Genomic DNA, 25,775 nt, shown 5'->3' with positions numbered 1-25,775 from the left:
GCTCCGCTTGGTAAGTAGGTGGGCTAGGCGATATGTCGCCAGTCGAGCCCTGAATCTTGATCGGCCAGTTGCAGCCAGTCCGGGTCGCACCCGAGGGTGTCGACAAAACATTGCCGGGCAAGCTGCGGCAGGTTGTTCTTGCTGCTCAGGTGGGCCAGGACCAGGTGTTGCAGGTCTTGCCAGCCCAACTCATACACCAGGTACGCCGCCTGGTGGTTGTTCAAATGTCCCCGTTCGCCGCCAACCCGCTGCTTGAGAAAGTACGGGTAGTGACCGCGTGCCAGCAGGTCACGGCAATGGTTGGACTCGATCATCAAGGCATCGAGATCCCGATAGCCTTCGAGCACCTTGGCACAGTAGGAACCCAGGTCGGTCAGCAGGCCAAAACGGCGCTCGCCATCACTGAAGACATATTGCGTGGGCTCGTGGGCATCGTGGGCCACGGCAATCACGTCGATGCTCAAGGCCCCCACCTGCAGTTGCTCGCCACCGGCCAGGAAACCTGCGGGTTCAATGGGTTTGCGCATCCCGCGCAAGGTGCCGCGACTCAGGTACACCGGAAGATTGTAGCGCCGAGACAGCAAACCCACGCCATGCACGTGGTCGGCATGTTCGTGGGTCACTAGAATCGCGCTCAACTGCGCCGGGTGAACCCCCAGGCGCAGCAGGCGGCGCTCGGTTTCCCGCAGGGAGAAACCACAATCGACCAGGACATACGTGTCGTCGTGGGCTACAAGCGTGCCGTTCCCTTGGCTACCGCTGCCGAGAATAGCAAAACGCATCGGATCAGCCCAGGTTGTCCTGAATCACGCCCAACACTTTGCGCGCCGTTTCTGCTGGCGCCACGGTGTTGATGTTCTTCTCGACGGTGACTTGCACGTTGTCGCCGACCTTGCTCAGGCGAACCTGATAACGCTCGGCGCGGGTCTCGATCTCTTCCTTGGTCGGCTCGCTGCCGAACAACTTGCTGAAGAAACCACGCTCGTCGTCTTTCTTCTCGGCCTTTTCCGCCACGTTGATGTAGTACAGGCCCAGGCTGCGGTTGATGTCTTCGACACGCCATGGCCCTTGCTCCAGGGCACGGCCGACGCTGGCCCAGGCACGATCCAGGTCTTCACCCAGGTTGAGCACGACGTTACCGCTGCCGTCCTCGGTGAGGCTGACACGGCTAGGGGTGTCGTAGTCACGAGCGGCGAGCAGGGATACGGAACCGCCCTTCTCGGAGATGCGGCTCATGCTGGCAAGCATCTCGTCGACCAGCGCAGCATCGACACCGCTGTTGACCGAACGATTGGTGAACTCGACGTTGGCGGTGCTGCCGGCAGGACGCTCGGCGCTGACCACGTAGACTTCACTGGTATTGCGCTGCACGCCTGGCTCGATGCGCACGCGGATGCGGCTTTCGCCATCGGCGGCGACACCACCGGATTGCAGGCGCTTGGCCATGTTGGCCGATAGTTCGCTCGGTTGCTGCCACGCCGTGGTGAACTCACCGGTCTGCGGGCGTTGCTCGTCGAGGCGGAAGCCATTGTCCTGGAAGAACTGCACCGCCACCGGCCAGACTTCGGCAGGTGGGCGCTGGGCCATGATCCAGCGCGAATCGCCGCTTTTTTGCAGGCTGTAGTCGCTGGCATCGGCCTGGGCCGAAATCGGTTGCGGACGCGGCACTTCGTACTCGCCCTTGACGGTGTCGTCGGCCACGTTGCGCGGGATCGGCAACAGCGGGTCAAGGCGCTTGGCGACATTGACGTCCGGCGGCAATTGCATCGGTGCGGTTTGTTGTGCTTCCAGGTAATCGCTGCCGCGGTCACGGAAGTAGCCTTCCGGGCCCCAGATCCAACCGCAGCCACTGGTGCTGGAGATAATCAAGGCAAGTGCGGAAAGTCCGGCCAATCGCTTCATGCGTAGTGCTTCCTCAATTAAACCAGGACGCCGGACTGGCGCAGGGCCTGTCGCAGCGGTTCGTGACAGGCTGGGCTGAGCGGGGTGAGCGGCAGACGGATACCGTCCGGCATCAGGCCCATCTCATGCAGCGCCCATTTCACGGGAATTGGATTGGATTCGATAAACAGGGTTTTGTTGAGCGGCATCAGTTGCTCATGAATCGCCCGGGCCTTTACGGCATCACCGGCGATTGCGGCGGCACACAGTTCGCTCATGGCACGCGGGGCCACGTTGGCGGTCACCGAGATATTGCCCTTGCCACCCAGCAGGATCAGCTCCACCGCCGTGGCGTCGTCGCCGGAGTACAGCAGGAAGTCGCTGCTCACGCCGGCCAGGATGTCCTTGGCGCGTTGCAGGTCGCCCGTGGCTTCCTTGATACCGATGATGTTCGGCACGGTGGACAGGCGGATCACGGTCGCGGCCTGCATGTCGCACGCCGTGCGACCCGGCACGTTGTAGAGGATCTGCGGGATGTCGACGGCTTCGGCGATGGCCTTGAAGTGCTGGTACAGGCCTTCCTGGGTCGGCTTGTTGTAGTACGGCGTCACCAGCAGGCAGGCATCGGCGCCGGCTTTCTTGGCGTTTTTGGTCAGCTCGATCGCTTCGCGCGTCGAGTTGGCGCCCGTACCGGCAATCACCGTGATACGCCCTGCCACGCGCTTGACCACAAACTCGATCACCTTGATGTGTTCTTCCACATCAAGCGTGGCCGATTCACCTGTGGTGCCGACGGCCACAATGGCGTTGGTGCCTTCTTGCAGGTGAAAGTCCACCAGTTTGCCCAGGCTGTCCCAGTCGAGATTACCTTGTGCATCCATGGGTGTGACCAGTGCCACCATACTGCCCGCAATCATGCAACCGCTCCTGCCGGAAAAAGAGAGCCGTAATGGTACTGGCGCCAAGATGCTTGCACAAGCGAAGTACCCTCTGAGGAGGTGTTCTGGATCAACTTAGTTGCCAGCAACGCCCTCATTGGGCCAAAGCACGGCCAGATGCCGCTGAAGATGCAATGAAAACGCCACGTCCTAGCCCTTGGCGGCGCTTTTCGCTACCCTTGATCCTTTGATCGGTACCGCTCGTTCGTATCGACCGCTCATCGCTTTAGGAAGGCTGCATGTCCACCCCCACAGTCCGCGAACAATTCCTTGTTATCAGTGCCCTTGGCGCCAACCCCATGGAGCTGACTAACGTCCTGTGCCGCGCCAGCCATGAAAACCGCTGCGCCGTCGTGACCTCCCGCCTGACCCGCCATGGCGAGTGCAGCGCGCTGGTCCTGCAGATTTCCGGGAGCTGGGACGCCCTGGCGCGCCTGGAAACCGGCTTGCCGACCCTGGCCAAGAAGCACGACTTCACCGTCAATGTGGTGCGCAGTGCCGCCCTGGAGAACCGTCCCCAGGCGCTGCCGTACGTGGCTTATGTCAGTTCGGCCTACCGGTCGGACATCGTCAATGAGCTGTGCCAGTTCTTTATCGACCATAACGTCGAGCTGGAAAACCTGACCTGCGACACCTACCAGGCCCCCCAGACCGGCGGCACCATGCTCAATGCCACCTTTACCGTGACCTTGCCGGCCGGCGTACAGATCAGCTGGTTGCGCGACCAGTTCCTGGATTTCGCCGATGCGCTGAACCTCGATGCCCTGATCGAACCGTGGCGCCCACAGAACCCAATGTAAGGAAGTTTTTCATGGCGGTAGTCATCGACACACCGGTCGCCGATATCCAGGCCCCGGCGACCAGCGGGCAGACGTTCAGCCTTGCCGGGCTCAAGGGCAAGCAAGTGGTGCTGTATTTCTACCCGAAGGACAGCACCCCGGGCTGCACCACCGAAGGCCAGGGTTTCCGCGACCAGTACGCCGCCTTCCAGGCCGCCAACACCGAGGTGTTTGGGGTGTCCCGGGACAGCGTGAAGTCCCATGAGAATTTCAAGGCCAAGCAGGCCTTCCCCTTCGAGCTGATCAGCGACAAGGATGAGGCAGTTTGCCAGCTGTTTGATGTGATCAAGCTGAAGAAGCTGTACGGCAAGGAATACCTGGGTGTGGACCGCAGCACCTTCCTGATCGACAAGGATGGCGTACTGCGCCAGGAATGGCGTGGCGTGAAGGTGCCGGGGCATGTGGATGTGGTGTTGGCGGCGGCGCAGGCGCTGGACAAGGCTTGATGTTGTGGGTGGCAGTTAGATAGCTATCGCAGGCAAGCCAGCTCCTACATGGGATCGGTGCTCGACCAGACAACTCGGTAGTGGTGGGAGCCGGGCTTGCCCGCGATGGGGCCATCAGGCCTTGCGCAACCAGTAACGATACACACCGTTATCGGCTTCCTCGTGCAACAGCACATGCCCCGCCAGCCTGGCAAACGTGCGGAAGTCGCGCTGGGAACCCGCATCCGTGGCGATCACCTTGAGCACCGCACCACTGGCCAGCCGATTGAGTTCCATCTTGGCCTTGAGCAGTGGCAACGGGCAGTTGAGGCCACTGGCATCAAGCTCGGCGTCGTGGTTTACAGCAGCGGTCATGGTTTTGCTCCAGGCGGCGTCAGGGGCGCTTAGAATATCTGGTCCCGGGCTCAGTGTCCGGCTACAGTAATGTCTTTGTCGAAAGGCTTTGTGCATGACTTTTTTGCGCCCTACCCTGCTGACGCTCGCTTGCCTGCTTGCCTCTCCAGGCTTCGCCGACGACCTGCCGTCACTTGGCGACGCCAGTTCTGCCATTGTCTCGCCACAACAGGAACACCAACTGGGGCGAGCGTGGCTGGCGTTCCTGCGCGGCCAGGTCTCGGTCCTCAATGACCCGCAACTCAAGGATTACGTCGAGACCAGCGTCTACAAGCTGGTGGAGACCAGCCAGGTCAACGACCGGCGCCTGGAGTTCATCCTGATCAACAGCCCGCAGCTCAACGCGTTTGCCGCGCCGGGCGGGATTGTCGGGGTCAACGGCGGCCTGTTCCTCAACGCCCAGACCGAAGGCGAATACGCCTCGGTGATGGCCCACGAATTGGCGCACTTGTCCCAGCGTCACTTCGCCCGCGGCGTGGAAGCCCAGCAACGGATGCAGATCCCGATGATGGCCGCGTTGCTCGGCGGGATTATCGCCGCCGCCGCCGGTGCCGGGGATGCCGGGATTGCCGCGATTGCCGGCAGCCAGGCCGCCGCGATCCAGGAGCAGCGGCGCTTCTCCCGGCAGAACGAGCAGGAAGCCGACCGCATCGGCATCCTCAACATGGTCAAGGCCGGCTACGACCCGCGCTCGATGCCGACCATGTTCGAGCGCTTGATGCGCCAGTACCGCTTCGATGCCAAGCCACCGGAATTCCTGCTGACGCACCCGGTTACCGAATCGCGGATCGCCGACACCCGCAACCGCGCCGAACAGGCCAAAGCCGGCGGCACCGAAGACAGCCTGCGCTATCAACTGATCCGCGCCCGGGTCCAGCTGTATTACGAAGACACGCCCGGGCTGGCCGCCAAGCGCTTCCGTGCGCAGTTGGATGAGAACCCGAAAAGCGATGTAGCGCGCTATGGCCTGGCCATCGCCCAGATCAAGGGCACCCAGCTCAATGAGGCGCGCGAGACCCTCAAGCCGCTGCTGGCCAAGGCGCCCAACGATATCACCTACAACCTGGCGCAGATCGAGCTGGATATCACCAACAACCGTATGCCCGATGCGCAGCAACGCACTGACCGCATGCTGGCCCAGTACCCCAGCAACTACCCACTGAACCAGGTGCGTGTAGACCTGCTGCTCAAGCAGAACCGTACCGCCGACGCGGAAAAAGCCCTGGAAGGCCTGCTCAAGTCGCGCGCCGACGATCCCGATGTGTGGTACCAGGTGGCCGAGACCCGTGGCCTGTCTGGCAATATCATCGGCTTGCACCAGGCCCGCGCCGAATACTTCGCGCTGGTCGGCGACTTCCAGCAGGCGATCCAGCAATTGGACTTCGCCAAGCGCCGGGCCGGTAGCAACTTCCCGCTGTCGTCCCGCATCGATGCACGCCAGCGCGAGCTGATCGAACAGGAACGCATCGTCAAAGGCATGATGAGCTAAATCCGGTGCCACAAAAAAGCCCCGCTCTCGGCTTTCGAGAACGGGGCTTTTTATTGACCTGCCGCTAGCGGATTACTCAGCCAGCTTGAAGGTAATGAAGCTGGCACGCCCTTGACGCAGGACTCGCATCGACACCGAGCGATTCTTCGGCAACGCCTTGGCGATGTCGGTGAACTCCTTGGTGGTGTTGATGGCCTGGTTGTTCAAGTGGGTAATCACGTCGCCCGGCTGCAGGCCGATCAGGGCGGCCGGGCCGTCCTGGACTTCCTTGATTACCACACCGCTCTTGAGGTCGAAGCTCTTCTTCTGCTCGTCGGTCAACTCGACCACGGCGATGCCCAGGCGGTTGCTGCTGCGCTCGGCACCCGACTTGTTGAGGGCTCCCAGCTCCTGACCTTCCTCGGGAATGGCACCCACGGTCAGCTCAACGTTCTGGCGCTTGCCTTCGCGGATCACTTCCAGCCTGGCCTTGCCGCCAGCCTTGAGTGCGCCCACCAGGTGCGGCAGGTCGGCCGACATGACAATCGGCTGGCCGTTCATGCTCAGGATCACATCACCCACCTGCAAACCGCCTTTGGCAGCCGGGCCGTCGTCCTGGATCTGCGCGACCAGGGCACCGGCCGGTTTGTCCAGGCCAAAGGACTCGGCCAGGTCTTTGTTCACTTCCTGGATCACCACGCCCAACCAGCCACGGCTGACCTTACCACCGGCTTTCAATTGGTTGGAGACGTCCATGGCCACATCAATCGGGATGGCAAAGGAGACGCCCATGAAACCGCCGGAACGGGTGTAGATCTGCGAGTTGATCCCCACCACTTCGCCCGCCAGGTTGAACAGCGGGCCGCCGGAGTTACCCGGGTTGATCGGCACGTCGGTCTGGATGAACGGCACGTAGTTTTCGTTCGGCAGGCTGCGGCCGATGGCACTGACGATACCTTGGGTCACGGTGTGGTCGAAGCCAAACGGCGAACCGATGGCCACCACCCATTGCCCGGCCTTCAGGTCCTGGGACTTGCCCAGTTTCAGCACGGGCAGGTCCTTGCCTTCGATCTTCAGCAGGGCCACGTCGGAACGTGGGTCGGTGCCGACCAGCTTGGCCTTGAGTTCACTGCGATCAGCCAGGCGCACGAGGATTTCGTCAGCGTCGGCGATCACGTGGTTGTTGGTCAGGATGTAGCCATCAGGCGAAATGATAAAGCCCGAGCCCAGGGACTGGGCTTCACGCTGGCCACCACCGCCGCCACGCGGCGAACGTGGCTGGGGCATGCCGCGCTCGAAGAACTCCCGCAACATCGGCGGCAGGCCTTCAAGGTCGGGCATCTGCTGGTTCGAGACTTTACGATCCGGCAGCTTCTGGGTGGTACTGATGTTCACCACCGCAGGCGATGCCTGCTCTACCAGTTGGGTGAAGTCAGGCAGCTCCGCCGCTTGCGCGGTAACGGCCTGACCCAGCACCAGCACCGTGGCGACTATGGAAAGGTAAGACTTCAAACGTGGTATCGACATACAGCTCCCGTTACGACGAGCAGGGTTGGGCGACAAGGTTCAATAAACGCCAGAGACTACTGCTACCAGCGTCAAGATTGCGTGAACAAAACAAGGCCAGGGCCGAGAAGTTCTGACCTATAAAAAACATAAGGAGATTTTGCAAGTGAAAATACTCTCCAGACATTTCATGTTCTGTGCAGCAAAGCAGGCATTTCCTGGATCACTGTGAACGATCTGGATGAGCATAGGATTAACGGCTCACGGTTTTTCGGGCGCCGGGCCGCTGCGAACCGACAGGGCGATCCGTTCGGCGGTGCCCAGGGGAATCTCCCCGACCACCGTCGCCACGACCTCGCCTTGCGGGGTGTTCATCCGGCGCGAAACTGCAACCGTTGGCCCCAGTTGAACCCGACTCTCTGTCGCGGCCTCGCCACTGACAGGTTCAAGGAACAGCGAAAAACGCGCCAACCCATCCTCGTACATCTGGCTGTTTACCACCGCCTGGGTCCGGGAATCCTTGCGTGTCGTGCTGCGGACCAACTGGAAGCCCGGCGGCAGCCAGCTCGGATGCCACGCCTGGGCGGCCGGCACGTCATCGGCCTGGCTACTGGCGACCGACAATGGCTTGCAGTCCTTGCCGGGCTGCAAATCCCGCTCATCCGGGGCCTGGGTGCTCAATTGAGTGAACTGGAAACGTTCCAGCAACTGCCCTTTGTCATTGATCAATAATGATTTGAGCGGCAATGCGGTTTCTCGATCCAGGTGCAGCTCGAATCCGTAGCGGTACTGATCCCGTGGCGCCAGCGAGATAATCACCGCCTTGCGGCCAGCCACGCGTGATTCGCCGATAACGGCAAGCGTATAAAAAGAATTGAGTTTTTGTGGATCAAGAACCTGGGCTGAAGCGCCCGGGGAGTTGCCAAGCCCCGCCACCAGGCTGCCACTGACGCACTGGGTGCGCCCATCGACCCGGACAACTTCCTGGGCCGAACCATCGAGCTGCAACAGGCGTTCGCGGACCTGGCCATCCTGGACACGGTGCCAGATGTCATGGGTTGAGAAACTACCGTTACGCTCGTAGATAAACGTACCTTGGTAGCTTTGCTGCTGCTCTGCCCGCCCAAGACGCTTGAGCCAGTCTTGGGCTTCATCGGCATGGGCAGGTACGGCAAACCAGCCACTGAGCAAAAGCGCAAGGAGCGGTATGGCACGCATAAGGCTCCTTAGCGGTTTAGCGGTTTTCCAGGCTTGCAGCACGAGCGTATGGCAGCGCGCTTTCGGTGCCTTTTACCGCCGATTCCTGAGCGTGCTGGCGAAGGTAGCCTGGCAGACGCTGATCCTGCCAGCCGGACTGCCCCTGAAGCACACCATTGGCCATCGGGCCAGTTGCCTCAGCGCTTTCCTTGTAGCCCGCCAGAACCGCCGGACCCTTGACCTGCGGACCGGCCATGACCGGCTGCTGGGTTTGCTGGGCCAGTTCGGCACCGGCGATTTCGTCCTGGTTGTACAGGCGCACACCGGCCAGTACGGCCACAGTCACCGAAGCAGCGACTGCCAGGCGACCGAGGCTACGCCAAGGGCCACGTGCAGCTTTTGCCGGAACGGCTTCATCGGCCAGCGCAGCAGAAACGGCCGCAGCAATATCCAGACGAGGGATTAGTAGATCCTTGTGCATCACCGCCCGAGCGACTTGGTAACGAGACCAGGTATCACGGGTTTGGGCATCATCAAATGCGCTGAGCACTCGACGAAGTTCCAGTTCATCCGCTTCGTTATCCATCACTGCGGACAGCGATTCCTGCAGGGCATCACGACTCATGGCGGTTCCTCTCTTGGCTGTCGCCGCTGTCTTTAGTTTTCCTGCAACAACGGTTGCAGGGCTTTATCGATGGCTTCCCGAGCCCGGAAAATCCGGGAGCGTACGGTCCCCACCGGGCATTGCATGACGCTCGCAATGTCCTCGTAACTCAGACCATCGAATTCACGTAAAGTTAACGCCGTACGCAAATCTTCTGGCAGTTGCTGAATAGTACGGTGGACGGTGCCTTCGATCTCATCGCGCAGCAATGCACGCTCCGGCGACTCGAGATCTTTGAGGCCGTGATCACCATCGTAAAATTCTGCATCTTCCGAACTCACATCACTATCGGGTGGGCGGCGGCCGCGAGACACCAGATAGTTCTTCGCCGTGTTGATGGCGATGCGGTACAGCCACGTGTAGAACGCACTGTCACCGCGAAAATTACCGAGTGCACGGTAGGCCTTGATAAAGGCCTCCTGTGCAACGTCCTGCGCTTCATGGGTGTCGTGCACGAACCGCACGATCAACCCGAGAATTTTGTGCTGGTATTTCAGCACTAGCAGATCAAATGCGCGCTTGTCGCCGCGTTGAACGCGCTCGACCAGCTGCTGATCCTCTTCCTGGGTTAGCATGAACACTCCTCGTTGTACTTGCAGGAGGCGTGCATAACTAAACGATCAGGCTTGCAAACATAGACTAGGACTTTTCGCAAAAGTTCTCCCCCTTCAAGCAAGTTTCCGGTGGGCTCTGTTTTGGCACACACGAAAAACGCAGCGCGGGCATAGCCGGCTGCGTGAATAATCTTGTCGCCGGTTTTCTGACGCCCCATGTTCCAGGCCAATCAGTAAAACCAACGTTTTCCCAGCTTTCGGGCATCCTGTTATGGAGTCGGGGCGGATGCAAAAGTTCCCATCTCGACACCCGAGCGCCTCATCAAAGCCGTGCAGTTCGTTCACCGTAGTCTCACAATGCCACGAATGCCCGGCTATTGTGCCGATAGCCCCCTCTATATACTAGTGGGCCGTGTGACCCTTTGATTCGCCGATCCAGGCGTCCTGTTTGCGCCACCCCTCGGATCGCTTTTTGCGGAATCCCATAAATGAGCCAACAGTTTCAACACGATGTCCTGGTGATTGGTAGCGGCGCCGCAGGCCTGAGCCTTGCACTGACCCTGCCGAGCCATCTGCGCATAGCCGTACTGAGCAAGGGCGACCTGGCCAACGGTTCGACGTTCTGGGCCCAGGGTGGGGTTGCCGCCGTGCTCGATGACACCGACACGGTGCAATCCCACGTTGAAGACACCCTCAACGCCGGCGGCGGCCTGTGCAATGAAGACGCGGTGCGTTTCACCGTCGAGCATAGCCGCGAAGCCATCCAGTGGCTGATCGACCAGGGGGTGCCATTTACCCGCGATGAACATGCCGGCAGTGATGACGGCGGTTTCGAGTTCCACCTGACCCGCGAAGGCGGCCATAGCCACCGGCGCATCATCCATGCCGCCGACGCCACCGGCGCCGCAATCTTCAAGACCCTGCTCGCCCAGGCCCGGCAACGGCCGAATATCGAACTGCTGGAGCAACGGGTCGCCGTCGACCTGATCACCGAAAAACGCCTGGGCCTGGCGGGCGAGCGCTGCCTGGGGGCCTACGTGCTCAACCGCGCCAGCGGCGAAGTCGATACCTACGGCGCGCGCTTCACCATCCTGGCCTCAGGGGGCGCCGCCAAGGTCTACCTCTACACCAGCAACCCCGATGGCGCCTGCGGGGATGGCATCGCCATGGCCTGGCGCTCGGGCTGCCGGGTGGCGAACCTGGAGTTCAACCAGTTCCACCCCACCTGCCTGTATCACCCCCAGGCCAAGAGCTTCCTGATCACCGAAGCCCTGCGCGGTGAAGGTGCGCACTTGAAGCTGCCCAACGGCGAACGCTTCATGCAGCGCTTCGACCCGCGGGCCGAACTGGCGCCACGGGATATCGTGGCCCGCGCCATCGACCACGAGATGAAGCGCCTGGGCATCGACTGCGTCTACCTGGACATCAGCCACAAGCCCGCCGACTTTATCAAGACCCACTTCCCGACGGTCTACAAGCGCTGCCTGGCTTTCAATATCGATATCACCCAAGGGCCGATCCCGGTGGTGCCGGCGGCGCATTACACCTGTGGCGGGGTGATGGTCGACCAGCGCGGCCGTACCGACGTGCCGGGTCTGTATGCCATCGGCGAGACCAGCTTCACCGGCCTGCACGGCGCCAACCGCATGGCCAGCAACTCGCTGCTCGAATGCTTCGTCTACGCCCGCTCCGCCGCCGCCGACATCCTCGAACAACTGCCACGCATCCCGGTGCCCGCCGCCCTGCCCCGCTGGGATGCCAGCCAGGTCACCGACTCGGACGAAGACGTGATCATCGCCCACAACTGGGACGAGCTGCGGCGTTTCATGTGGGACTACGTGGGGATCGTGCGCACCAACAAGCGCTTGGCGCGTGCCCAGCATCGGGTGCGCTTGCTGCTGGATGAAATCGACGAGTTCTACAGCAACTACAAGGTCAGCCGCGACCTGATCGAGTTGCGCAACCTGGCCCAGGTCGCCGAACTGATGATCCGCTCGGCCATGGCGCGCAAGGAAAGCCGGGGCCTGCATTACACCCTCGACTACCCGCAGATGCTGCCCAAAGCCCTCGACACTATCCTGGTGCCAACCACCTACGGCGGCTGAACTTCAAGCGCACCCGCAGGCGCCGATGCACATCGGCGGCCTGCGAATCGCGCGGCACACAGATCGAGCGCACCCGCCAATCACCCGGCAACCGGTAGCGCAGCACCACCATCAGCGGCAATGCCAGGCTGTCGGGGCGCAACTGCACGGCGTGCCAGCCCCGTGCCGCGCTCCACAATTGCCAGCCGTCGGCATTGCGCCGCAGGCCACGAACCGACGAAGGGTGGGTCAAGCGAATATGCCGCGGTAGCGTCCACAGCCCATGAGCCAGGCACGCCAGCACACCGAGTGCAGCCATCGAGAAAGGTACAGCCAACAGGCACAGCGCACCGAGCGCAAGCACCTGGGCGAGGAGATACGCCGCCAGCAAGCGCCCACTGGCCTGCCAGCGGCACTCGAAGGTATTACTTGGGCTGGACACGATCCAGGATCATCCGCACCATGCGCTGCAGCTCCGGGTCTTCTGATTCGGCACGCTCCATAAACCAGCCGAACATGTCCTGGTCTTCGCAGGTCAGCAGCCGGACGTAGAGGTCGCGATCGACCTTATCGAGGGTCGCGTACACCTCTTTGGTGAACGGCACCAGCAACACATCCAACTCCAGCATGCCGCGACGGCTGTGCCAGTACAGGCGATTGATTTCTACATCTTCGACCATGGAGCGCTCCTCAAATAGGGCGCAAGTATACAGGCCCGCGCCCCTCGGAACAGTCGGCTTTGGTCGGGCTGATGAAACTACCCATTTGCCGGGCACCCCTCTATGATGCACCCATGACTTTCCAACTGCGATGACCCATGGCTGACTCTGCTTTCTTCTGTCCCCTGTCCCACGAAGGCGTCCTGGCCGTTCGCGGCGCTGACGCGGCCAAGTTCCTCCAGGGGCAACTGACCTGCAACCTCAACTACCTCAACGACACCCACGCCAGCCTCGGCGCGCGCTGTACCCAAAAAGGGCGTATGCAGTCGAGCTTCCGTATCGTGCTGCAAGGTGACGGTGTGCTGCTGGCCATGGCCAGCGAGCTGCTGGAACCGCAGTTGGCGGACCTGAAGAAATACGCGGTCTTTTCCAAGTCCAAGCTGACGGACGAAAGCGCTGCCTGGGCCCGCTTCGGCCTGGCCGATGCCGACCAGGCCCTCGCCAGCCTGGGCCTGGAACTGCCCGCCGAGACCGACAGCGTGGCGCGCCATGAAGAGCTGCTGGCCATTCGCGTCTCCCCCGGCCGCGCCGAACTCTGGGGCCCTGCGGCGCAAGCCGACACCCTGCGCAGCCAACTGGCCGCAACCCTTGCCGAAGGCGACCTCAATGCCTGGCTGCTGGGGCAGATCCGCGCCGGCCTCGGCCAGGTCATGGCCCAGACCCGCGAGCTGTTCATCCCGCAGATGCTCAACCTGCAGGCGGTCGGCGGCGTGAGCTTCAAGAAGGGCTGCTACACCGGCCAGGAAATCGTCGCCCGTATGCAATACCTGGGCAAACTCAAGCGCCGCCTGTACCGCCTGAGCCTGGACGGCACGGCATTGCCCGAGCCGGGCACGCCACTGTTTGCGCCCAGCCATACCAGCGCCATCGGTGAGGTGGTGATCGCCGCCCGGGCCGACGAAGGGATTGAACTTCTGGCGGTGCTGCAAGCCGAAGCAGCCGACAGTGGCGATGTGCATTTAGGTACGCTGGAAGGCCCGGGCCTCATGTTGCTTGACCTGCCTTACCGACTGGACCGCGATCGCGAGATCCAGCGTTAATTGCCGCACCCTTTTGCAACACCCTAGAGAGCATGAATGAACAAACTGGCGGAAAAAGTCCAACAGGCGTTGGTGACGGCCATCGATAACGATGACCTGGTTCTGCCCACGTTACCGGAAGTGGCCCTGAAAATTCGTCAGGCCGCCGAAGACCCCGAAGTCAGCATCAGCCATTTGAGCAAAGTCATCGGCCGCGACACCGCCCTGAGCGCGCGCCTGATCAAAGTGGTCAACAGCCCGCTGTTGCGGGCATCCCAGGAAGTCACCGACCTGCACACCGCCATCACCCGCCTGGGCACCAACTACAGCAGTAACCTGGCGATTGGTTTGGTGATGGAGCAGATATTCCATGCCCGCTCCGAAGTCGTCGAACACAAGATGCGCGAAGTCTGGCGCCGCAGCCTCGAAGTCGCGGGCGTCTGCTACGCCTTGTGCCGCAACCACAGCCAGCTCAAGCCGGACCAGGCGGCACTCGGCGGGCTGGTGCACCAGATCGGCGTGCTGCCGATCCTGACCTACGCCGAAGATCACTATGAACTGCTCTCCGACCCGGTCAGCCTCAACCATGTGATCGATAGCATCCACCCGCTGCTGGGGGACAAGCTGCTGCGCGGCTGGGACTTCCCGGAAATGCTGGTGAATGTGCCCGCGCACTACCAGGACCTTGAGCGCGAATCGGCCAGCCTGGACTATGTCGACCTGGTGCAAGTGGCCGTGCTGTATTGCCACAAGAACACCGAGCACCCGCTGGCCAATGCTGTGCTGTCGAACCTGCCGGCCTTCAAGAAATTGCGCATCGACCCGCTCAATGAAGCGGTGCGCACCGAACTGGACGAAGCGCGCTCGATGTTCGACTGAGCCCCCGTAGCCAGGCAGGTTTAACCTGCGATAAAGCTCACCCGCACCTTGAGCCCTTTGCGCTCGCCATCATGCAGGCTGATCTGGGCCAGGTGCGCGCGGCAGATTTCGCCGACAATCGCCAAGCCAAGGCCCGAACCTGCGCCCTGCTGATTACGCCGGTAGAAGCGCTCGAACACCCGATCCCGCTCGTCCAGTGGAATGCCCGGGCCATCGTCTTCCACTTCCAGCACCGCCGGCGCCGTGACCCGCAATATCACATTGCCGCCTGACGGTGTATGCGCCAGGGCGTTATCCACCAGGTTGCTCAACAGTTCATTCAGCAAGGTCGGCTCGCCACGCAACCACACCGGCTCATCGGCCTCCAACGCCAGCGCCACGCCCCGCGCATGCGCCAGGGGCGCCATGGCCATGCCCAACTCACGGGCCAATTGGCTGAGGTCGAGCAACTGCGCGCCACCTTCGGCAATCGCCCGCGCACCGTTTTCGATGCGGGCCAGGGACAGCAACTGATTGGCCAGGTGGGTCAAGCGATCCGTGCCTTGCGCCGTTGTTTCCAGGGTGCTGCGCCAGATCGCCGGTTCCTCGGCGCGCAGGCCCAACTCCAGCCGGGCCTTGAGGGCCGCCAGCGGGGTGCGCAATTCGTGGGCCGCATCGGCGATAAACTGGGCCTGGCGCTCGAACTGCCCGCGCAGGCGTTCGGTAAAGTGATTCAACGCTCGCACCAGCGGCCCGAATTCGTGCTGCACCTCAACCAACGGCAAGGGGCGCAGATCATCCGGCTGGCGCTCTTCCACTGCCGTGCGCAAGCGCTCCAGCGGGCGCAACGCCGCACTCACCGCGAACCACACCAGCAACAAGGCACCGACGGCCAGCATGCCCAGGCGCAGCAGAGTGTCGGCCATCAGGCTGCGGGCCATGCTGACGCGGGCTTCGTCGGTTTCGGCCACACGGATTTCGGCCATGCCGTTCATGTTCGGCTCCGACACCGCCTTGAGCAGGCTCACCACCCGCACATTCTGCCCCTGGTACTTGGCGTTATAGAACCGCGCCAGGGCCGGGTAATCGTCGGTGCGTGGCGTACCGGGCGGCGGGCCAGGCAGGTGTTCGTAGCCAGAAATCAGCTTCTGGTGAATATCATTGACCTGGTAGTAAATCCGCCCGGCACTGTCGTAGGCGAAGGTGTCCAATGCCACGTAGGGCACATCGGCGCTCAGGGTGCCGTCACGCTGGGACAACCCGGCAGCGATGGTGCGGGCCGAGGCCAGCAGGGTGCGGTCGTAGGCGGTGTCGGCCGCCTCGCGACCGTTCCAGTAGGCACTCAAGCCGCTGGCCAGCATCAGCACCACCAACAGCAATGCCAGGTTCCACAGCAAACGCCAACGCAGGCTGCTGTGCTTACGCATCGCGGGCTTCCAGCAAGTAACCAAGGCCGCGGAAGGTAACGATGGCAACCGGCTGGCCATCGAGTTTCTTGCGCAAACGGTGCACATAGATTTCGATGGCATCCGGGCTGGCTTCCTCGTCCAGGCCAAATACCTGGGACGCCAGTTGTTCCTTGCTCATGACCCGGCCAGGACGGGCGATCAGCGCTTCAAGCACCGCCTGCTCGCGGGAGGTCAGCGTCAGCAGTTCACCGCCGAGGGTGAAACGCCGGGTTTCCACGTCATACACCAGCACCCCACAGGTCTGCTGCCGCTCGCCGCCCAGTACACTGCGGCGCAACAGGGCCTTGACCCTGGCTTCCAGCTCGGTCAACTCAAAGGGCTTGGCCAGATAGTCATCGGCCCCCAGGTTAAGGCCATGCACCCGATCCTTTACATCGCTGCGGGCGGTGAGCATCAACACCGGCAGGTTTTTCCCACGGGCCCGCAAGCGCGCCAGCACCTCGAAGCCGTCCATGCGCGGCAGGCCCACATCGAGAATCGCCACCGCGTACTCCTCGCTGCTCAAGGCCAGGTCCGCAGCCACGCCATCGTGCAGCACATCCACCGTCAAGCCCGTGCTCTTGAGCGCTTGGGCCACACTTTCGGCGAGTTGCAAATGGTCTTCGACGAGCAGGACACGCATGGATTCTTACCTCGTTAAGGGGTGGCCGACGCCGCCCCGGGTTGACCAACTCGCGGCGCAGTTTACAGCCGCAGCCTGTGCTGTGAAGCCCGAAAACATGGAAAGGGCGTTGAAAGGTTAGTGAAAGGTTCGCCCATTAGCATCCAAAAACGGATGGTTATACCTTCCGAGCTATCTGACCTATAGCGCCCGAAAAACGCCCTGATGCGTTTTCGCCAAATAAAAACAATAAACGGAGTACACCCCGATGCTGCCTACACGGCCCAATACTTGCCCGTCTGTTCGTTTTTCCCGCCTGACCCAGACCGCCCTCGCCAGTGCCGCTACCCTTGCCGGCTTTTCGCCGCTGGCCCAGGCTGCCTTCTTTGAAGACAGTAGCGCGACCCTGGAAACCCGCAACATGTACTTCAACCGCGACTTTCGCGACGGCACCAGCGCCCAGCAATCCAAGCGCGACGAGTGGGCCCAGGGCTTTATGCTCAACCTGCAGTCGGGCTACACCGACGGCACCGTCGGCTTTGGCGTGGATGCGCTGGGCATGCTCGGGGTCAAGCTCGACTCCAGCCCGGACCGCACCGGCAGCGGCCTGCTGCCGACCCACGATGATGGCCGCGCCGCCGACGAATACTCGAAGCTGGGCCTGACCGGCAAAGTGAAAATCTCGGCCACCGAGCTGAAAATCGGTTCGCTGATCCCTGAGCTGCCAATCCTCAAGCCCAACGACGGGCGCATCCTGCCGCAGACCTTCAACGGCGGCCTGCTGACCTCCAAGGAGTTCAAGAACCTGACGTTCACCGGCGGGCGCCTGGACAAGGTCAAGGACCGCAACGACAGCAACTATGAGGATATCGCCCTCAACAACAAGAACGGCCGCTTCGTCAGTGGAGCCACCGGCAAATACTTCAACTTCGGCGGCGTGGACTACAAGTTTGCCGAAAAAGTCACCGGCAGCTACCACTTCGCCCAACTGGACGACGTGTACCGCCAGCACTTCCTCGGCCTGCTCACTTCCAGCCCGATGGGCCCCGGCACCTTCGCCGCCGACATGCGCCTGGCCATCAGCGATGACGCCGGCAGTGCACGCGCTGGCAACATTGACAACAAATCCTTCAGTAGCATTTTCAGCTACGGCCTCAACGGCCATAAACTGAGCGCCGGCTACCAGCGCATGTTCGGTGACAGCGCGTTCCCCTATGTGGATGGCAGCAACCCGTACCTCATCAACTTCGTGCAGCTCAACGACTTTGCCGGCGCCGAAGAACGCTCCTGGCAGGCCCGCTACGACTACGACTTCGCCAAGCTGGGGATTCCCGGCCTGAGTTTCATGAGCCGTTACATGTCCGGTGACAATATCCAGCTCAAGAACGGCGACACCGGCAAAGAGTGGGAACGCGACACCGAGATCAAATACGTGGTGCAAAGCGGCACCCTCAAGGACGTGGCCGTGCGCCTGCGCAACGCCACCTACCGCTCCAACTACTCGGCCCGGGACGCAGACGAAGTGCGCGTGCTGGTCAGTTACAGCGTCGCGCTGTGGTAACCGCTGAAAGTCATCTCCCCAATAACAACAATGACGGAGTTCCTCATGTCTTCATCCCTACGTAAATTTGCCCTGGCCGCCGGCTGCATGCTGTTTGCCGGTCAACTGCTGGCCGCCGAAGAACCCAAGCGCCCGGAATGCATCGCACCGGCCTCCCCCGGCGGTGGTTTTGACCTGACCTGCAAGCTGGTGCAAAGCGCACTGATCAACGAAAAGCTGCTGAGCAAGCCGATGCGCGTGACCTACATGCCCGGCGGCGTCGGGGCGGTAGCCTACAACGCCGTCGTGGCCCAGCGCCCCGCCGATGCCGGCACGCTGGTGGCCTGGTCCAGCGGTTCGCTGCTGAACCTGGCCCAGGGCAAGTTCGGGCGTTTTGATGAGAGCGCCGTGAAATGGCTGGCCGCCGTCGGCACCAGTTATGGCGCGATTGCGGTCAAATCCGACTCGCCCTACAAGAGCCTCGACGACCTGGTCCAGGCCTTGAAGAAAGATCCGAGCAAAGTGGTAATCGGCTCCGGCGGCACCGTCGGCAGCCAGGACTGGATGCAAACCGCACTGATCGCCAAGGCCGCCGGGATCAACCCGCGTGACCTGCGTTACGTGGCCCTCGAAGGCGGCGGTGAAATCGCCACCGCCCTGCTCGGCGGGCATATCCAGGTCGGCAGTACCGATATCTCCGACTCCATGCCACATATCCAGAGCGGTGATATGCGCCTGCTGGCGGTGTTCTCCGAACAGCGCCTGGACGAGCCGGAAATGAAGGATATCCCGACGGCCAAGGAGCAAGGCTACGACATCGTCTGGCCGGTGGTGCGTGGTTTCTACCTCGGGCCAAAAGTCAGCGATGAAGACTACGCCTGGTGGAAAGCCGCGTTCGACAAACTGCTGGCCTCCGAGGACTTCGCCAAGCTGCGCGACCAGCGCGAGCTGTTCCCGTTCGCCATGACCGGCCAGGAGCTGGACACCTACGTGAAGAAACAGGTGGCTGACTACAAAGTGCTGGCCAAAGAGTTCGGCCTGATCCAGTAATCGCCCCTCTGTGGGAGCGGGCTTGCTCGCGAAAAACTGCAACGATGACGCGTGCTGCCTGGATACACGCGATGTCCTGGCGTTCTTCGTGAGCAAGCTAGCGCCTACACGAGTCGCAAAGGAGTCCCTTATGCTCTTACAACGCATTTTCGCTGGCGTGATGTTGTTGGTCTGCATCGGCCTGGCGCTGATGGCCTGGCCCTATCAGGCGGCCTTTTCCTACGAACCCGTAGGACCCCGGGCGTTCCCGCTGCTGCTGCTCGGGCTGATGGGCCTGGCGTTGATCTACATGCTGATTCGTCCGCAACCCACCAAACATACTGAAGATGAACCGGCGCTGGACCGCCCGACCCTGGTCAAGATCGGGATCTGCGTGGTCTTGCTGCTGGTGTTTGCCGCCACGTTTGAACCCCTGGGTTTCATGCTCAGCAGCATGCTGATCGGTATTCCGATGGCACGGCTGTATGGCGGCCGCTGGCTGCCCAGTGCGGTGGTCATCACCTTGATGAGCGTCGGTCTTTATCTGCTGTTCGATAAAACCATGGACGTGCCGCTGCCCCTCGGTCTGCTCGACGTTCTGGAGAACTGATATGGATACTTTTGGCTATTTGGGCCAGGGTTTCGGCGTCGCGCTGAGCCCCTATAACCTGGTGACCGCACTGATCGGCACCCTGATCGGCACCGTGGTTGGGCTATTGCCAGGCCTGGGGCCGATCAATGGCGTGGCCTTGTTGATCCCCATCGCGTTCGCCCTGGGCCTGCCGCCCGAGTCGGCGCTGATCCTGCTGGCAGCGGTGTACCTGGGCTGCGAATATGGCGGGCGGATCAGCTCGATCCTGCTGAACATCCCGGGCGAAGCCTCCACCGTGATGACCACCCTCGACGGCTATCCGATGGCCCGTAAAGGCATGGCTGGTGTAGCGTTGTCGTTGTCGGCCTGGAGTTCGTTCATCGGTGCGTTTATCGCCACCTGCGGCATGGTGCTGTTCGCACCGCTGCTGGCCAAATGGGCGATAGCCTTCGGCCCGGCGGAATATTTCGTCCTGATGGTGTTTGCGATTGTCTGCCTGGGCGGCATGGCCGGTGACAAACCGCTGAAAACCTTTGTCGCAGCGCTGATCGGCCTGTTCCTGTCGGCGGTGGGTATCGACGCCAACAGTGGCGTGTACCGCTTCACTGGCGACAATATTCACCTGACGGACGGCATCCAGTTCGTGGTCCTGGTACTGGGCCTGTTCTCTATCAGTGAAATCCTCCTGCTCCTGGAAAAAACCCACCGCGGCCAGGAAGCCGTGAAAGCCACCGGACGCATGATGTTCAACGTCAAGGAAGCTTTGTCGGTGTTGACGGTGAACATACGTTGCGGCATCTCGGGCTTTATCATCGGCGTGCTGCCCGGTGCCGGTGCGACCATGGCCTCGGCCGTGGCCTACATGACCGAGAAACGTATCGCCGGCGCCAGTGGCAAGTTCGGCCAGGGCGACATGCGCGGCCTGGCCGCCCCGGAAACCGCCATCGGCGCTTCAGTCTGCGGCGCCATGGTGCCAATGCTGACCCTGGGCGTTCCAGGCTCGGGCACCACGGCGGTGATGATCGGCGCCCTGTCGCTGTACAACATCACACCTGGCCCGCTGCTGTTCCAACAACAACCGGACATTGTCTGGGGCCTGATCGCTTCGCTGTTTATCGCCAACATCATGCTGGTGGTCCTCAACATCCCGATGATCCGCATCTTCACGCGCATCCTTGCCGTGCCGAACTGGGCACTGGTGCCGGTGATTGCCATCATCACCGCCATTGGCGTCTACGCGGTCCACGCCACCACCTTCGATCTGTTCCTGATGATCGGCATCGGCATCTTCGGCTATATCCTGCGCAAGTTGGATTTCCCGCTGTCGCCACTGCTGCTGGGCTTTATCCTCGGCGGCCTGATGGAGCAGAACCTGCGTCGGGCGCTGTCGATCTCCAACGGTGCGCTGGAGATCCTGTGGTCCAGCCCGATCACCTTTGGCGTGTGGGTGCTGACTGCAATCATGCTGTTCGTACCGCTGCTGCGCATCTGGCGCAAGCGCGCCCTGCAGCGTCGTGCTGTAGCCGATGTCTGAGGTTAGCCTCAGACATTGGTGGGGAACACCGCTGGTCGGCCTGGCCGGCGGTTACCTGGCCAGCCTGATCGGCTGGCCTTTGCCGTATATGGTCGGCTCGTTGTTGGCGATCATCCTGGTGCGTTGCCTCACCCCTTGGCAGTTGGCCGAGATTCCCGGCGGGCGCAAATGCGGGCAATGGGTGGTGGGCATCGGCATCGGTCTGCACTTCACCCCGTTGGTGGTCGAGCAGGTGATGAGCCACTTTGGTCTGATCTTCTTCGGTGCGCTGGTCACCAGCCTGTCGAGCATTGTCGGTGTGTGGCTGATGCGCCGCAGCGGTGAAGACCGCGCCACCGCATTTTTTTCGAGCATGCCGGGCGGTTCCGGCGAGATGGTCAACCTGGGCGCGCGCAATGGCGCAGTGCTCAGTCGCGTGGCCGCTGGCCAGAGCCTGCGGGTATTGCTGGTGGTGCTGTGCGTGCCGGCGATCTTCAAGTACTTGCTGGGCGGCGGTGCGCCACAGTTTCACCCGGCGCCCGTGGATTGGGCCTGGCTGGCCCTGTTGTTTCCCGTCGGCGCCCTGGTCGCCTGGGGTTGGCAGCGCCTGCGCCAACCCAACCCCTGGTTGTTCGGGCCGTTGCTGGTCAGCGCCATCGCCAGTATCACCTGGGATCTGCACATCGGCCTGCCCGACGGCGGCAGCCAAATCGGCCAATGGTTGATCGGCAGCGGCCTGGGTTGCCACTTCAACCGGCAGTTCTTCCGCCGGGCGCCGTCGTTCATGGGCCGTACGGTGATTGGCACACTGCTGAGCATGTTGATCGCCACCCTGGCGGCGCTGGGCTTGAGTGCGTTGACGCAGTTGGATCTGCGTTCGCTGACGCTGGGCATGATGCCCGGCGGGATTGCGGAGATGAGCTTGACGGCGCAGACCCTGCAACTGTCGGTGCCGTTGGTGACGGCAATGCAGGTGATGCGGCTATTGTTTGTGCTGTTCCTGGCGGAGCCGTTATTCCGCCACTGGAACCGCCAGCCGGGCACCGTCTAAAAGCTGGCACCTCTCTACTGTGGGAGCGAGCAAGCCCGCTCCCACACACCCATTGGCGTTGAGCCTTAGATAGGCGGCAACCGCCACTCGATCGGCGTCTCGCCATTTTGCTCAAGAAACTTGTTGGTCCGGCTGAAATGCCCACACCCCAAGAACCCGCGATACGCCGACAACGGCGATGGATGCACCGAGGTCAGCACCAGGTGCTTGGTCGCATCGATCAGCTTCTGCTTGCCCTGGGCATGGGCGCCCCACAGCAGGAACACCAAATGCGGCTGATGCTCACTGACCACCTCGATCACCCGGTCGGTAAAGAACTGCCAGCCCTTGCCCGCATGGGCGTTGGCATTGGCGCGCTCCACGGTCATGGTGGTGTTGAGCAGCAACACGCCCTGGTCAGCCCAGCTTTGCAGGCAGCCGTGGCTGGGGATATCGATATTGAGGTCGCGCTTGAGTTCTTTATAGATATTGACCAAGGACGGCGGCGCCGGCACGCCCGGCTGCACCGAGAAGCACAGGCCATGGGCCTGGCCGGGGCCGTGGTACGGGTCCTGACCGAGGATCACCACCTTGACCTTGTCCAGCGGTGTGGAGTTGAGCGCGTTGAAGATCAGCGGGCCCGGCGGGTAGATTTCCTTGCCCGCCACGTGCTCCTGGCGCAGGAACTCGCGCAGCTCGTTCATGTACGGCTGCTCGAACTCCTCGCGCAGGGCGTGTTTCCAGCTCGGTTCGAGTTTGATACGGTCGTCGGCAGTCATCAGAAAAGCATCATGTAAAAAAGAATGGGCGAACCCTAGGAAAGCCCACCCCACTTGTCAATTGATCTGACGCAGAACCGGCACTTTCCCACGAAGGGATCATACTCAACGTTCAATTTACCGATTGAGGTCATGATGAATCTGCACTTTGAAGAGCTCACGGGCACAGACGGTGCCCGTATCGGTATCGCCAGCCTGGACGCGCAAGCATCCCTCAATGCCCTCTCCTTGCCGATGATCCTGGCCCTGCACGAGCGCCTGGACAGCTGGGCCAAGGACCCGCAAATCGTCTGTGTGCTGCTGCGTGGCAACGGCGCCAAGGCGTTTTGCGCTGGCGGCGAAGTGCGCAGCCTGGCCCAGGCCTGCCGTGAGCACCCGGGTGAAGTGCCCACCTTGGCCGCGCAGTTCTTTGCCGCCGAGTATCGTCTCGACTATCACCTGCACACCTACCCCAAGCCACTGATTTGCTGGGGCCATGGCTATGTGCTGGGCGGTGGCATGGGCTTGCTGCAAAGCGCCAGCCTGCGCATCGTCACCCCGAGCAGCCGCCTGGCCATGCCGGAAATCAGCATCGGCCTGTACCCGGATGTCGGCGCCAGTTGGTTTCTTTCGCGCCTGCCCGGCAAACTCGGCCTGTTCCTGGGCCTCACCGGCGCCCATATGAATGGTCGCGATGCCCTGGACCTGGGCCTGGCCGACCGCTTCCTGCGCGATGAGCAACAGGACGAAATGCTTGAGGGCCTGTTGCAATTGAACTGGCAAGAACAGACCGCGATGCAGCTCAACAGCCTGTTCAAGGCCCTGGCCCAGGAAGCGGCCAGCCAGCAGCCCGAGCCACAGTGGCTACCGCGACGCCCGCAGATCGACGAATGGCTGGATGTCGGCGATGTGCGCTGCGCCTGGCGGGCCTTGAGCCAACTGCGCGAGCATAGTGACCCGCTGCTGAGCCGGGCCGGCAAGACCCTGAGCGAGGGCTGCCCGCTGACCGCGCACCTGGTCTGGGAGCAGATCCGACGGGCACGGCACTTGTCTCTGTCAGAGGTGTTCCAGATGGAGTACACCCTAAGCCTCAATTGCTGTCGGCATCCAGAATTCAGCGAAGGGGTCCGCGCGCGCCTGATCGACAAGGACCAGCAGCCACACTGGCATTGGCCGGATATCAACCACATCCCCGACGCCGTGGTCGAGGCCCACTTTCACAAGGCCTGGGAAGGACGGCATCCGCTGGCAGACCTGTCTGATTTATGACAGGCCGCAGTCAGCGGCCGGGCCAGGACTTTGAGCGTTTGAGCGTGAACGAACAGTTGTCGGGCTGGCTGTCCGTGCAAAGGTAGATGTCCTGCTCAAAAGGCCCCCGGGCCGGGACCCAGTGCAGGGAATCGGTCAGTGACATACTGAAGTGGCGTTCAGGCGCCTGGAACCTCAGGTTGACCCATTGGTTATTGCCCGCCTTGTAAAGGCAATACTCCACATAGCCTTGTTGGCGCTGTTGCCCCTCGAGCGGAACAAAAACCGCCCCGACAAACCGGTCCAAAAAGCTTGCCGCCTCCACTTTGAGGCTTTTCCATTGGCCATTTTCGCTTTGGAAATGGCCATCCCGGAATTTGATCGACGAAGGGTATGGGCAACCCAATTGCTCGCTACCCTGAGCAATGGAACAACTCCCCAGCAAAAATAAAAAAAGTGCCCGGGCAATCATGTGTCGTTCCGTTGAGAGACTGAGGTACTGCCGCTCAGTAAAGTCCTAGAAGAGCCTTTAAGATAGCTGTGAAATATGACAGTGCCGACAGACGTTCACCCAAAAAAAACGGCGCATTTCGCGCCGTTTCAAGGAAAAGCTGATTACCGGTGCCCGCCACGCCCCCGGCCATGATCACCGCCACGGCCATCGCCTCGACCGTGACCACCGTAACTTCGATGATCACCCCACCCCTGGCTGGGATGTGGACGGTAGCCCGCCCTTGGTCCGGCTTGATAGTAACGGGGCGCCGGCTGGTAATAACGCGGCGCCGGGTAGTAACGTGGCGGCGGGGCATAATAGCCGCGCCGGTACTGGTAAGACGGGCCACCGCCGTAGTAATAGACCGGCGCCGGCGCGGTATAGACTTCGGATCGGTAGTAGCGGGAGCCTCCATCGTAATAAGGCACGCAGGCAGAAAGGGTCAGGCCGAGCACAGCGATAAGGAGCATTCGACGATACATGGCGGCCTCCTGGACCGCGGAAGAGCACACCCCAGCGACGCTGGGAGGCGACAAACAGCTTTCACTGAATGACAAAGGATCAGACATCGAAAACCAAATCTGGTGCGATTTGGACATAGATTGATACATGTACATCAAGCAACCGTTCGCGCCATCACAGTGCAATCGCGCACCACGACCACGCACAACAGCGCCCTGCCCCCCCACTCCCCCGCCACGCGCCCCTTATAAAACGGCCTTTGCCTGACTTGGCACGACTCTCGCTTTACCTCTTCCCGTGCAGGAGTCATCACAGGTTCGCGGCACCACAATTTGCAATGGCCGACTAGGGTTCCGGCTCGCATGTGCGAGTGGCTGGTCCGAGAGTTGGCGACCTCCAGTTGAGGTTACACGGCGGGATAAAAGCCCGGGAGACAAGCCACCGTTCACGGTGCCGCGTTGTTCCTGTCCGCCC

General features: G+C 61.7%; 27 protein-coding genes and 1 riboswitch. Of the genes, 12 read left to right on the top strand and 15 right to left on the bottom strand.

What is annotated here, in order from left to right:
• Positions 1-23: 23 nt before the first annotated feature.
• From AO268_RS03580 to dapA, 3 genes are read right to left on the bottom strand one after another with little or no spacing between them, the layout of a single operon-like run.
• On the bottom strand, positions 24-782 hold the full coding sequence (locus tag AO268_RS03580) for an MBL fold metallo-hydrolase (RefSeq protein WP_099167919.1): 759 nt from the start codon (positions 780-782) through the stop codon (positions 24-26).
• A gap of 4 nt (positions 783-786) precedes the next feature.
• Positions 787-1,902, bottom strand: a complete 1,116-nt coding sequence (gene bamC, locus AO268_RS03575) for an outer membrane protein assembly factor BamC (RefSeq protein WP_076962503.1) — start codon at positions 1,900-1,902, stop codon at positions 787-789.
• A gap of 17 nt (positions 1,903-1,919) precedes the next feature.
• Positions 1,920-2,798: a 4-hydroxy-tetrahydrodipicolinate synthase gene (gene dapA, locus AO268_RS03570; protein ID WP_076962504.1), complete on the bottom strand. Its 879-nt coding sequence runs from the start codon at positions 2,796-2,798 to the stop codon at positions 1,920-1,922.
• A gap of 260 nt (positions 2,799-3,058) precedes the next feature.
• Between dapA and AO268_RS03565 the strand changes: the two genes are divergently transcribed.
• Positions 3,059-3,619, top strand: a complete 561-nt coding sequence (locus AO268_RS03565) for a glycine cleavage system protein R (protein ID WP_076962505.1) — start codon at positions 3,059-3,061, stop codon at positions 3,617-3,619.
• 11 nt (positions 3,620-3,630) lie between these two features.
• Positions 3,631-4,104, top strand: coding sequence for a peroxiredoxin (locus AO268_RS03560; RefSeq protein ID WP_099167918.1), 474 nt, complete (start codon positions 3,631-3,633; stop codon positions 4,102-4,104).
• 114 nt (positions 4,105-4,218) lie between these two features.
• On the opposite strand, the gene AO268_RS03555 is transcribed toward AO268_RS03560, so the two are convergent.
• Positions 4,219-4,458, bottom strand: a complete 240-nt coding sequence (locus AO268_RS03555; RefSeq protein WP_099167917.1) for a sulfurtransferase TusA family protein — start codon at positions 4,456-4,458, stop codon at positions 4,219-4,221.
• A gap of 94 nt (positions 4,459-4,552) precedes the next feature.
• Here AO268_RS03555 and AO268_RS03550 point away from each other — a divergent pair, with 94 nt between their 5' ends.
• Positions 4,553-5,986: a M48 family metalloprotease gene (locus AO268_RS03550; protein ID WP_076962508.1), complete on the top strand. Its 1,434-nt coding sequence runs from the start codon at positions 4,553-4,555 to the stop codon at positions 5,984-5,986.
• 72 nt (positions 5,987-6,058) lie between these two features.
• On the opposite strand, the gene AO268_RS03545 is transcribed toward AO268_RS03550, so the two are convergent.
• The 4 genes from AO268_RS03545 to rpoE all read right to left on the bottom strand — a co-directional run bounded on the left by AO268_RS03545 (position 6,059) and on the right by rpoE (position 9,907).
• Positions 6,059-7,492 carry a DegQ family serine endoprotease gene (locus AO268_RS03545; protein WP_076962509.1) on the bottom strand — a complete coding sequence of 478 codons (1,434 nt, stop codon included), beginning with the start codon at positions 7,490-7,492 and terminating at the stop codon, positions 6,059-6,061.
• A 240-nt stretch (positions 7,493-7,732) separates the two neighbouring features.
• Positions 7,733-8,689 (bottom strand): MucB/RseB C-terminal domain-containing protein, encoded by a 957-nt coding sequence (locus tag AO268_RS03540; RefSeq protein WP_099167916.1) that lies wholly within the window; start codon positions 8,687-8,689, stop codon positions 7,733-7,735.
• A gap of 16 nt (positions 8,690-8,705) precedes the next feature.
• Entirely contained in the window at positions 8,706-9,293 is a 588-nt protein-coding gene (locus AO268_RS03535) for a sigma-E factor negative regulatory protein (RefSeq protein WP_099167915.1), read from the bottom strand.
• 32 nt (positions 9,294-9,325) lie between these two features.
• On the bottom strand, positions 9,326-9,907 hold the full coding sequence (gene rpoE / locus AO268_RS03530) for an RNA polymerase sigma factor RpoE (protein ID WP_003172477.1): 582 nt from the start codon (positions 9,905-9,907) through the stop codon (positions 9,326-9,328).
• A gap of 467 nt (positions 9,908-10,374) precedes the next feature.
• On the opposite strand from rpoE, the gene nadB reads away from it, so the two are divergent.
• Positions 10,375-11,991 (top strand): L-aspartate oxidase, encoded by a 1,617-nt coding sequence (nadB, locus tag AO268_RS03525; protein ID WP_099167914.1) that lies wholly within the window; start codon positions 10,375-10,377, stop codon positions 11,989-11,991.
• Here the strand turns inward: nadB and AO268_RS03520 are convergent.
• Positions 11,960-12,412 carry a protein YgfX gene (locus tag AO268_RS03520; RefSeq protein WP_099167913.1) on the bottom strand — a complete coding sequence of 151 codons (453 nt, stop codon included), beginning with the start codon at positions 12,410-12,412 and terminating at the stop codon, positions 11,960-11,962. The genes nadB and AO268_RS03520 overlap by 32 nt on opposite strands.
• Complete coding sequence (locus tag AO268_RS03515) at positions 12,396-12,650, bottom strand: FAD assembly factor SdhE (protein WP_017736358.1); 255 nt, start codon at positions 12,648-12,650, stop codon at positions 12,396-12,398. Before AO268_RS03515 ends, AO268_RS03520 begins: the two co-directional genes overlap by 17 nt.
• A 137-nt stretch (positions 12,651-12,787) precedes the next feature.
• On the opposite strand from AO268_RS03515, the gene ygfZ reads away from it, so the two are divergent.
• Entirely contained in the window at positions 12,788-13,729 is a 942-nt protein-coding gene (ygfZ, locus tag AO268_RS03510; RefSeq protein WP_076962514.1) for a CAF17-like 4Fe-4S cluster assembly/insertion protein YgfZ, read from the top strand.
• A 36-nt stretch (positions 13,730-13,765) separates the two neighbouring features.
• On the top strand, positions 13,766-14,587 hold the full coding sequence (locus AO268_RS03505) for an HDOD domain-containing protein (protein WP_076962515.1): 822 nt from the start codon (positions 13,766-13,768) through the stop codon (positions 14,585-14,587).
• Between the two features lie 20 nt (positions 14,588-14,607).
• Here the strand turns inward: AO268_RS03505 and AO268_RS03500 are convergent, their stop codons facing one another.
• Both AO268_RS03500 and AO268_RS03495 read right to left on the bottom strand, forming a co-directional pair.
• Complete coding sequence (locus AO268_RS03500; RefSeq protein WP_076962516.1) at positions 14,608-15,993, bottom strand: sensor histidine kinase; 1,386 nt, start codon at positions 15,991-15,993, stop codon at positions 14,608-14,610.
• Positions 15,986-16,657, bottom strand: a complete 672-nt coding sequence (locus tag AO268_RS03495) for a response regulator (protein WP_029299087.1) — start codon at positions 16,655-16,657, stop codon at positions 15,986-15,988. The genes AO268_RS03500 and AO268_RS03495 overlap by 8 nt, the downstream gene beginning before the upstream one ends.
• A gap of 247 nt (positions 16,658-16,904) precedes the next feature.
• On the opposite strand from AO268_RS03495, the gene AO268_RS03490 reads away from it, so the two are divergent.
• The 5 genes from AO268_RS03490 to AO268_RS03470 all read left to right on the top strand — a co-directional run bounded on the left by AO268_RS03490 (position 16,905) and on the right by AO268_RS03470 (position 22,361).
• Positions 16,905-18,197: an OprD family porin gene (locus AO268_RS03490; RefSeq protein WP_076962517.1), complete on the top strand. Its 1,293-nt coding sequence runs from the start codon at positions 16,905-16,907 to the stop codon at positions 18,195-18,197.
• A gap of 45 nt (positions 18,198-18,242) precedes the next feature.
• On the top strand, positions 18,243-19,226 hold the full coding sequence (locus AO268_RS03485; RefSeq protein ID WP_076962518.1) for a Bug family tripartite tricarboxylate transporter substrate binding protein: 984 nt from the start codon (positions 18,243-18,245) through the stop codon (positions 19,224-19,226).
• A 130-nt stretch (positions 19,227-19,356) separates the two neighbouring features.
• Positions 19,357-19,815, top strand: a complete 459-nt coding sequence (locus AO268_RS03480; RefSeq protein ID WP_076962519.1) for a tripartite tricarboxylate transporter TctB family protein — start codon at positions 19,357-19,359, stop codon at positions 19,813-19,815.
• 1 nt (position 19,816) lies between these two features.
• Complete coding sequence (locus AO268_RS03475; RefSeq protein WP_076962520.1) at positions 19,817-21,331, top strand: tripartite tricarboxylate transporter permease; 1,515 nt, start codon at positions 19,817-19,819, stop codon at positions 21,329-21,331.
• The gene (locus AO268_RS03470; protein WP_099167912.1) at positions 21,324-22,361 is read left to right on the top strand and encodes an AbrB family transcriptional regulator; all 1,038 of its coding nucleotides are present in this window, start codon (positions 21,324-21,326) and stop codon (positions 22,359-22,361) included. Before AO268_RS03475 ends, AO268_RS03470 begins: the two co-directional genes overlap by 8 nt.
• A 65-nt stretch (positions 22,362-22,426) precedes the next feature.
• Here AO268_RS03470 and ung read toward each other — a convergent pair whose 3' ends face one another.
• Entirely contained in the window at positions 22,427-23,122 is a 696-nt protein-coding gene (gene ung, locus AO268_RS03465) for a uracil-DNA glycosylase (protein ID WP_176561332.1), read from the bottom strand.
• A gap of 132 nt (positions 23,123-23,254) precedes the next feature.
• Here ung and AO268_RS03460 point away from each other — a divergent pair, with 132 nt between their 5' ends.
• Entirely contained in the window at positions 23,255-24,367 is a 1,113-nt protein-coding gene (locus AO268_RS03460; RefSeq protein ID WP_099167910.1) for an enoyl-CoA hydratase/isomerase family protein, read from the top strand.
• Positions 24,368-24,377: 10 nt separating this feature from the next.
• Here the strand turns inward: AO268_RS03460 and AO268_RS03455 are convergent, their stop codons facing one another.
• Positions 24,378-24,818, bottom strand: a complete 441-nt coding sequence (locus AO268_RS03455; protein WP_099167909.1) for a DUF3757 domain-containing protein — start codon at positions 24,816-24,818, stop codon at positions 24,378-24,380.
• 143 nt (positions 24,819-24,961) lie between these two features.
• Complete coding sequence (locus tag AO268_RS03450) at positions 24,962-25,321, bottom strand: hypothetical protein (protein ID WP_076962525.1); 360 nt, start codon at positions 25,319-25,321, stop codon at positions 24,962-24,964.
• A 314-nt stretch (positions 25,322-25,635) separates the two neighbouring features.
• Positions 25,636-25,736: riboswitch (guanidine-I (ykkC/yxkD leader) on the top strand.
• Positions 25,737-25,775: the final 39 nt, after the last annotated feature.

Origin of the sequence: Pseudomonas sp. ICMP 8385 (genome assembly GCF_002699915.1) — a bacterium.
Lineage (GTDB): Bacteria > Pseudomonadota > Gammaproteobacteria > Pseudomonadales > Pseudomonadaceae > Aquipseudomonas > Aquipseudomonas gessardii.
Note: the sequence above shows the minus strand (reverse complement) of the source record. Positions and strands in the feature narration are given on the sequence as shown.

Excerpts from the sequence above, each read along its gene's own strand:
- AO268_RS03580 (WP_099167919.1), bottom strand. The coding sequence starts at position 782 with ATGCGTTTTGCTATTCTCGGCAGCGGTAGCCAAGGGAACGGCACGCTT.
- bamC (WP_076962503.1), bottom strand. The coding sequence starts at position 1,902 with ATGAAGCGATTGGCCGGACTTTCCGCACTTGCCTTGATTATCTCCAGC.
- dapA (WP_076962504.1), bottom strand. The coding sequence starts at position 2,798 with ATGATTGCGGGCAGTATGGTGGCACTGGTCACACCCATGGATGCACAA.
- AO268_RS03565 (WP_076962505.1), top strand. The coding sequence starts at position 3,059 with ATGTCCACCCCCACAGTCCGCGAACAATTCCTTGTTATCAGTGCCCTT.
- AO268_RS03560 (WP_099167918.1), top strand. The coding sequence starts at position 3,631 with ATGGCGGTAGTCATCGACACACCGGTCGCCGATATCCAGGCCCCGGCG.
- AO268_RS03555 (WP_099167917.1), bottom strand. The coding sequence starts at position 4,458 with ATGACCGCTGCTGTAAACCACGACGCCGAGCTTGATGCCAGTGGCCTC.
- AO268_RS03550 (WP_076962508.1), top strand. The coding sequence starts at position 4,553 with ATGACTTTTTTGCGCCCTACCCTGCTGACGCTCGCTTGCCTGCTTGCC.
- AO268_RS03545 (WP_076962509.1), bottom strand. The coding sequence starts at position 7,492 with ATGTCGATACCACGTTTGAAGTCTTACCTTTCCATAGTCGCCACGGTG.
- AO268_RS03540 (WP_099167916.1), bottom strand. The coding sequence starts at position 8,689 with ATGCGTGCCATACCGCTCCTTGCGCTTTTGCTCAGTGGCTGGTTTGCC.
- AO268_RS03535 (WP_099167915.1), bottom strand. The coding sequence starts at position 9,293 with ATGAGTCGTGATGCCCTGCAGGAATCGCTGTCCGCAGTGATGGATAAC.
- rpoE (WP_003172477.1), bottom strand. The coding sequence starts at position 9,907 with ATGCTAACCCAGGAAGAGGATCAGCAGCTGGTCGAGCGCGTTCAACGC.
- nadB (WP_099167914.1), top strand. The coding sequence starts at position 10,375 with ATGAGCCAACAGTTTCAACACGATGTCCTGGTGATTGGTAGCGGCGCC.
- AO268_RS03515 (WP_017736358.1), bottom strand. The coding sequence starts at position 12,650 with ATGGTCGAAGATGTAGAAATCAATCGCCTGTACTGGCACAGCCGTCGC.
- ygfZ (WP_076962514.1), top strand. The coding sequence starts at position 12,788 with ATGGCTGACTCTGCTTTCTTCTGTCCCCTGTCCCACGAAGGCGTCCTG.
- AO268_RS03505 (WP_076962515.1), top strand. The coding sequence starts at position 13,766 with ATGAACAAACTGGCGGAAAAAGTCCAACAGGCGTTGGTGACGGCCATC.
- AO268_RS03500 (WP_076962516.1), bottom strand. The coding sequence starts at position 15,993 with ATGCGTAAGCACAGCAGCCTGCGTTGGCGTTTGCTGTGGAACCTGGCA.
- AO268_RS03495 (WP_029299087.1), bottom strand. The coding sequence starts at position 16,657 with ATGCGTGTCCTGCTCGTCGAAGACCATTTGCAACTCGCCGAAAGTGTG.
- AO268_RS03490 (WP_076962517.1), top strand. The coding sequence starts at position 16,905 with ATGCTGCCTACACGGCCCAATACTTGCCCGTCTGTTCGTTTTTCCCGC.
- AO268_RS03485 (WP_076962518.1), top strand. The coding sequence starts at position 18,243 with ATGTCTTCATCCCTACGTAAATTTGCCCTGGCCGCCGGCTGCATGCTG.
- AO268_RS03480 (WP_076962519.1), top strand. The coding sequence starts at position 19,357 with ATGCTCTTACAACGCATTTTCGCTGGCGTGATGTTGTTGGTCTGCATC.
- AO268_RS03475 (WP_076962520.1), top strand. The coding sequence starts at position 19,817 with ATGGATACTTTTGGCTATTTGGGCCAGGGTTTCGGCGTCGCGCTGAGC.
- AO268_RS03470 (WP_099167912.1), top strand. The coding sequence starts at position 21,324 with ATGTCTGAGGTTAGCCTCAGACATTGGTGGGGAACACCGCTGGTCGGC.
- AO268_RS03460 (WP_099167910.1), top strand. The coding sequence starts at position 23,255 with ATGAATCTGCACTTTGAAGAGCTCACGGGCACAGACGGTGCCCGTATC.
- AO268_RS03455 (WP_099167909.1), bottom strand. The coding sequence starts at position 24,818 with ATGATTGCCCGGGCACTTTTTTTATTTTTGCTGGGGAGTTGTTCCATT.
- AO268_RS03450 (WP_076962525.1), bottom strand. The coding sequence starts at position 25,321 with ATGTATCGTCGAATGCTCCTTATCGCTGTGCTCGGCCTGACCCTTTCT.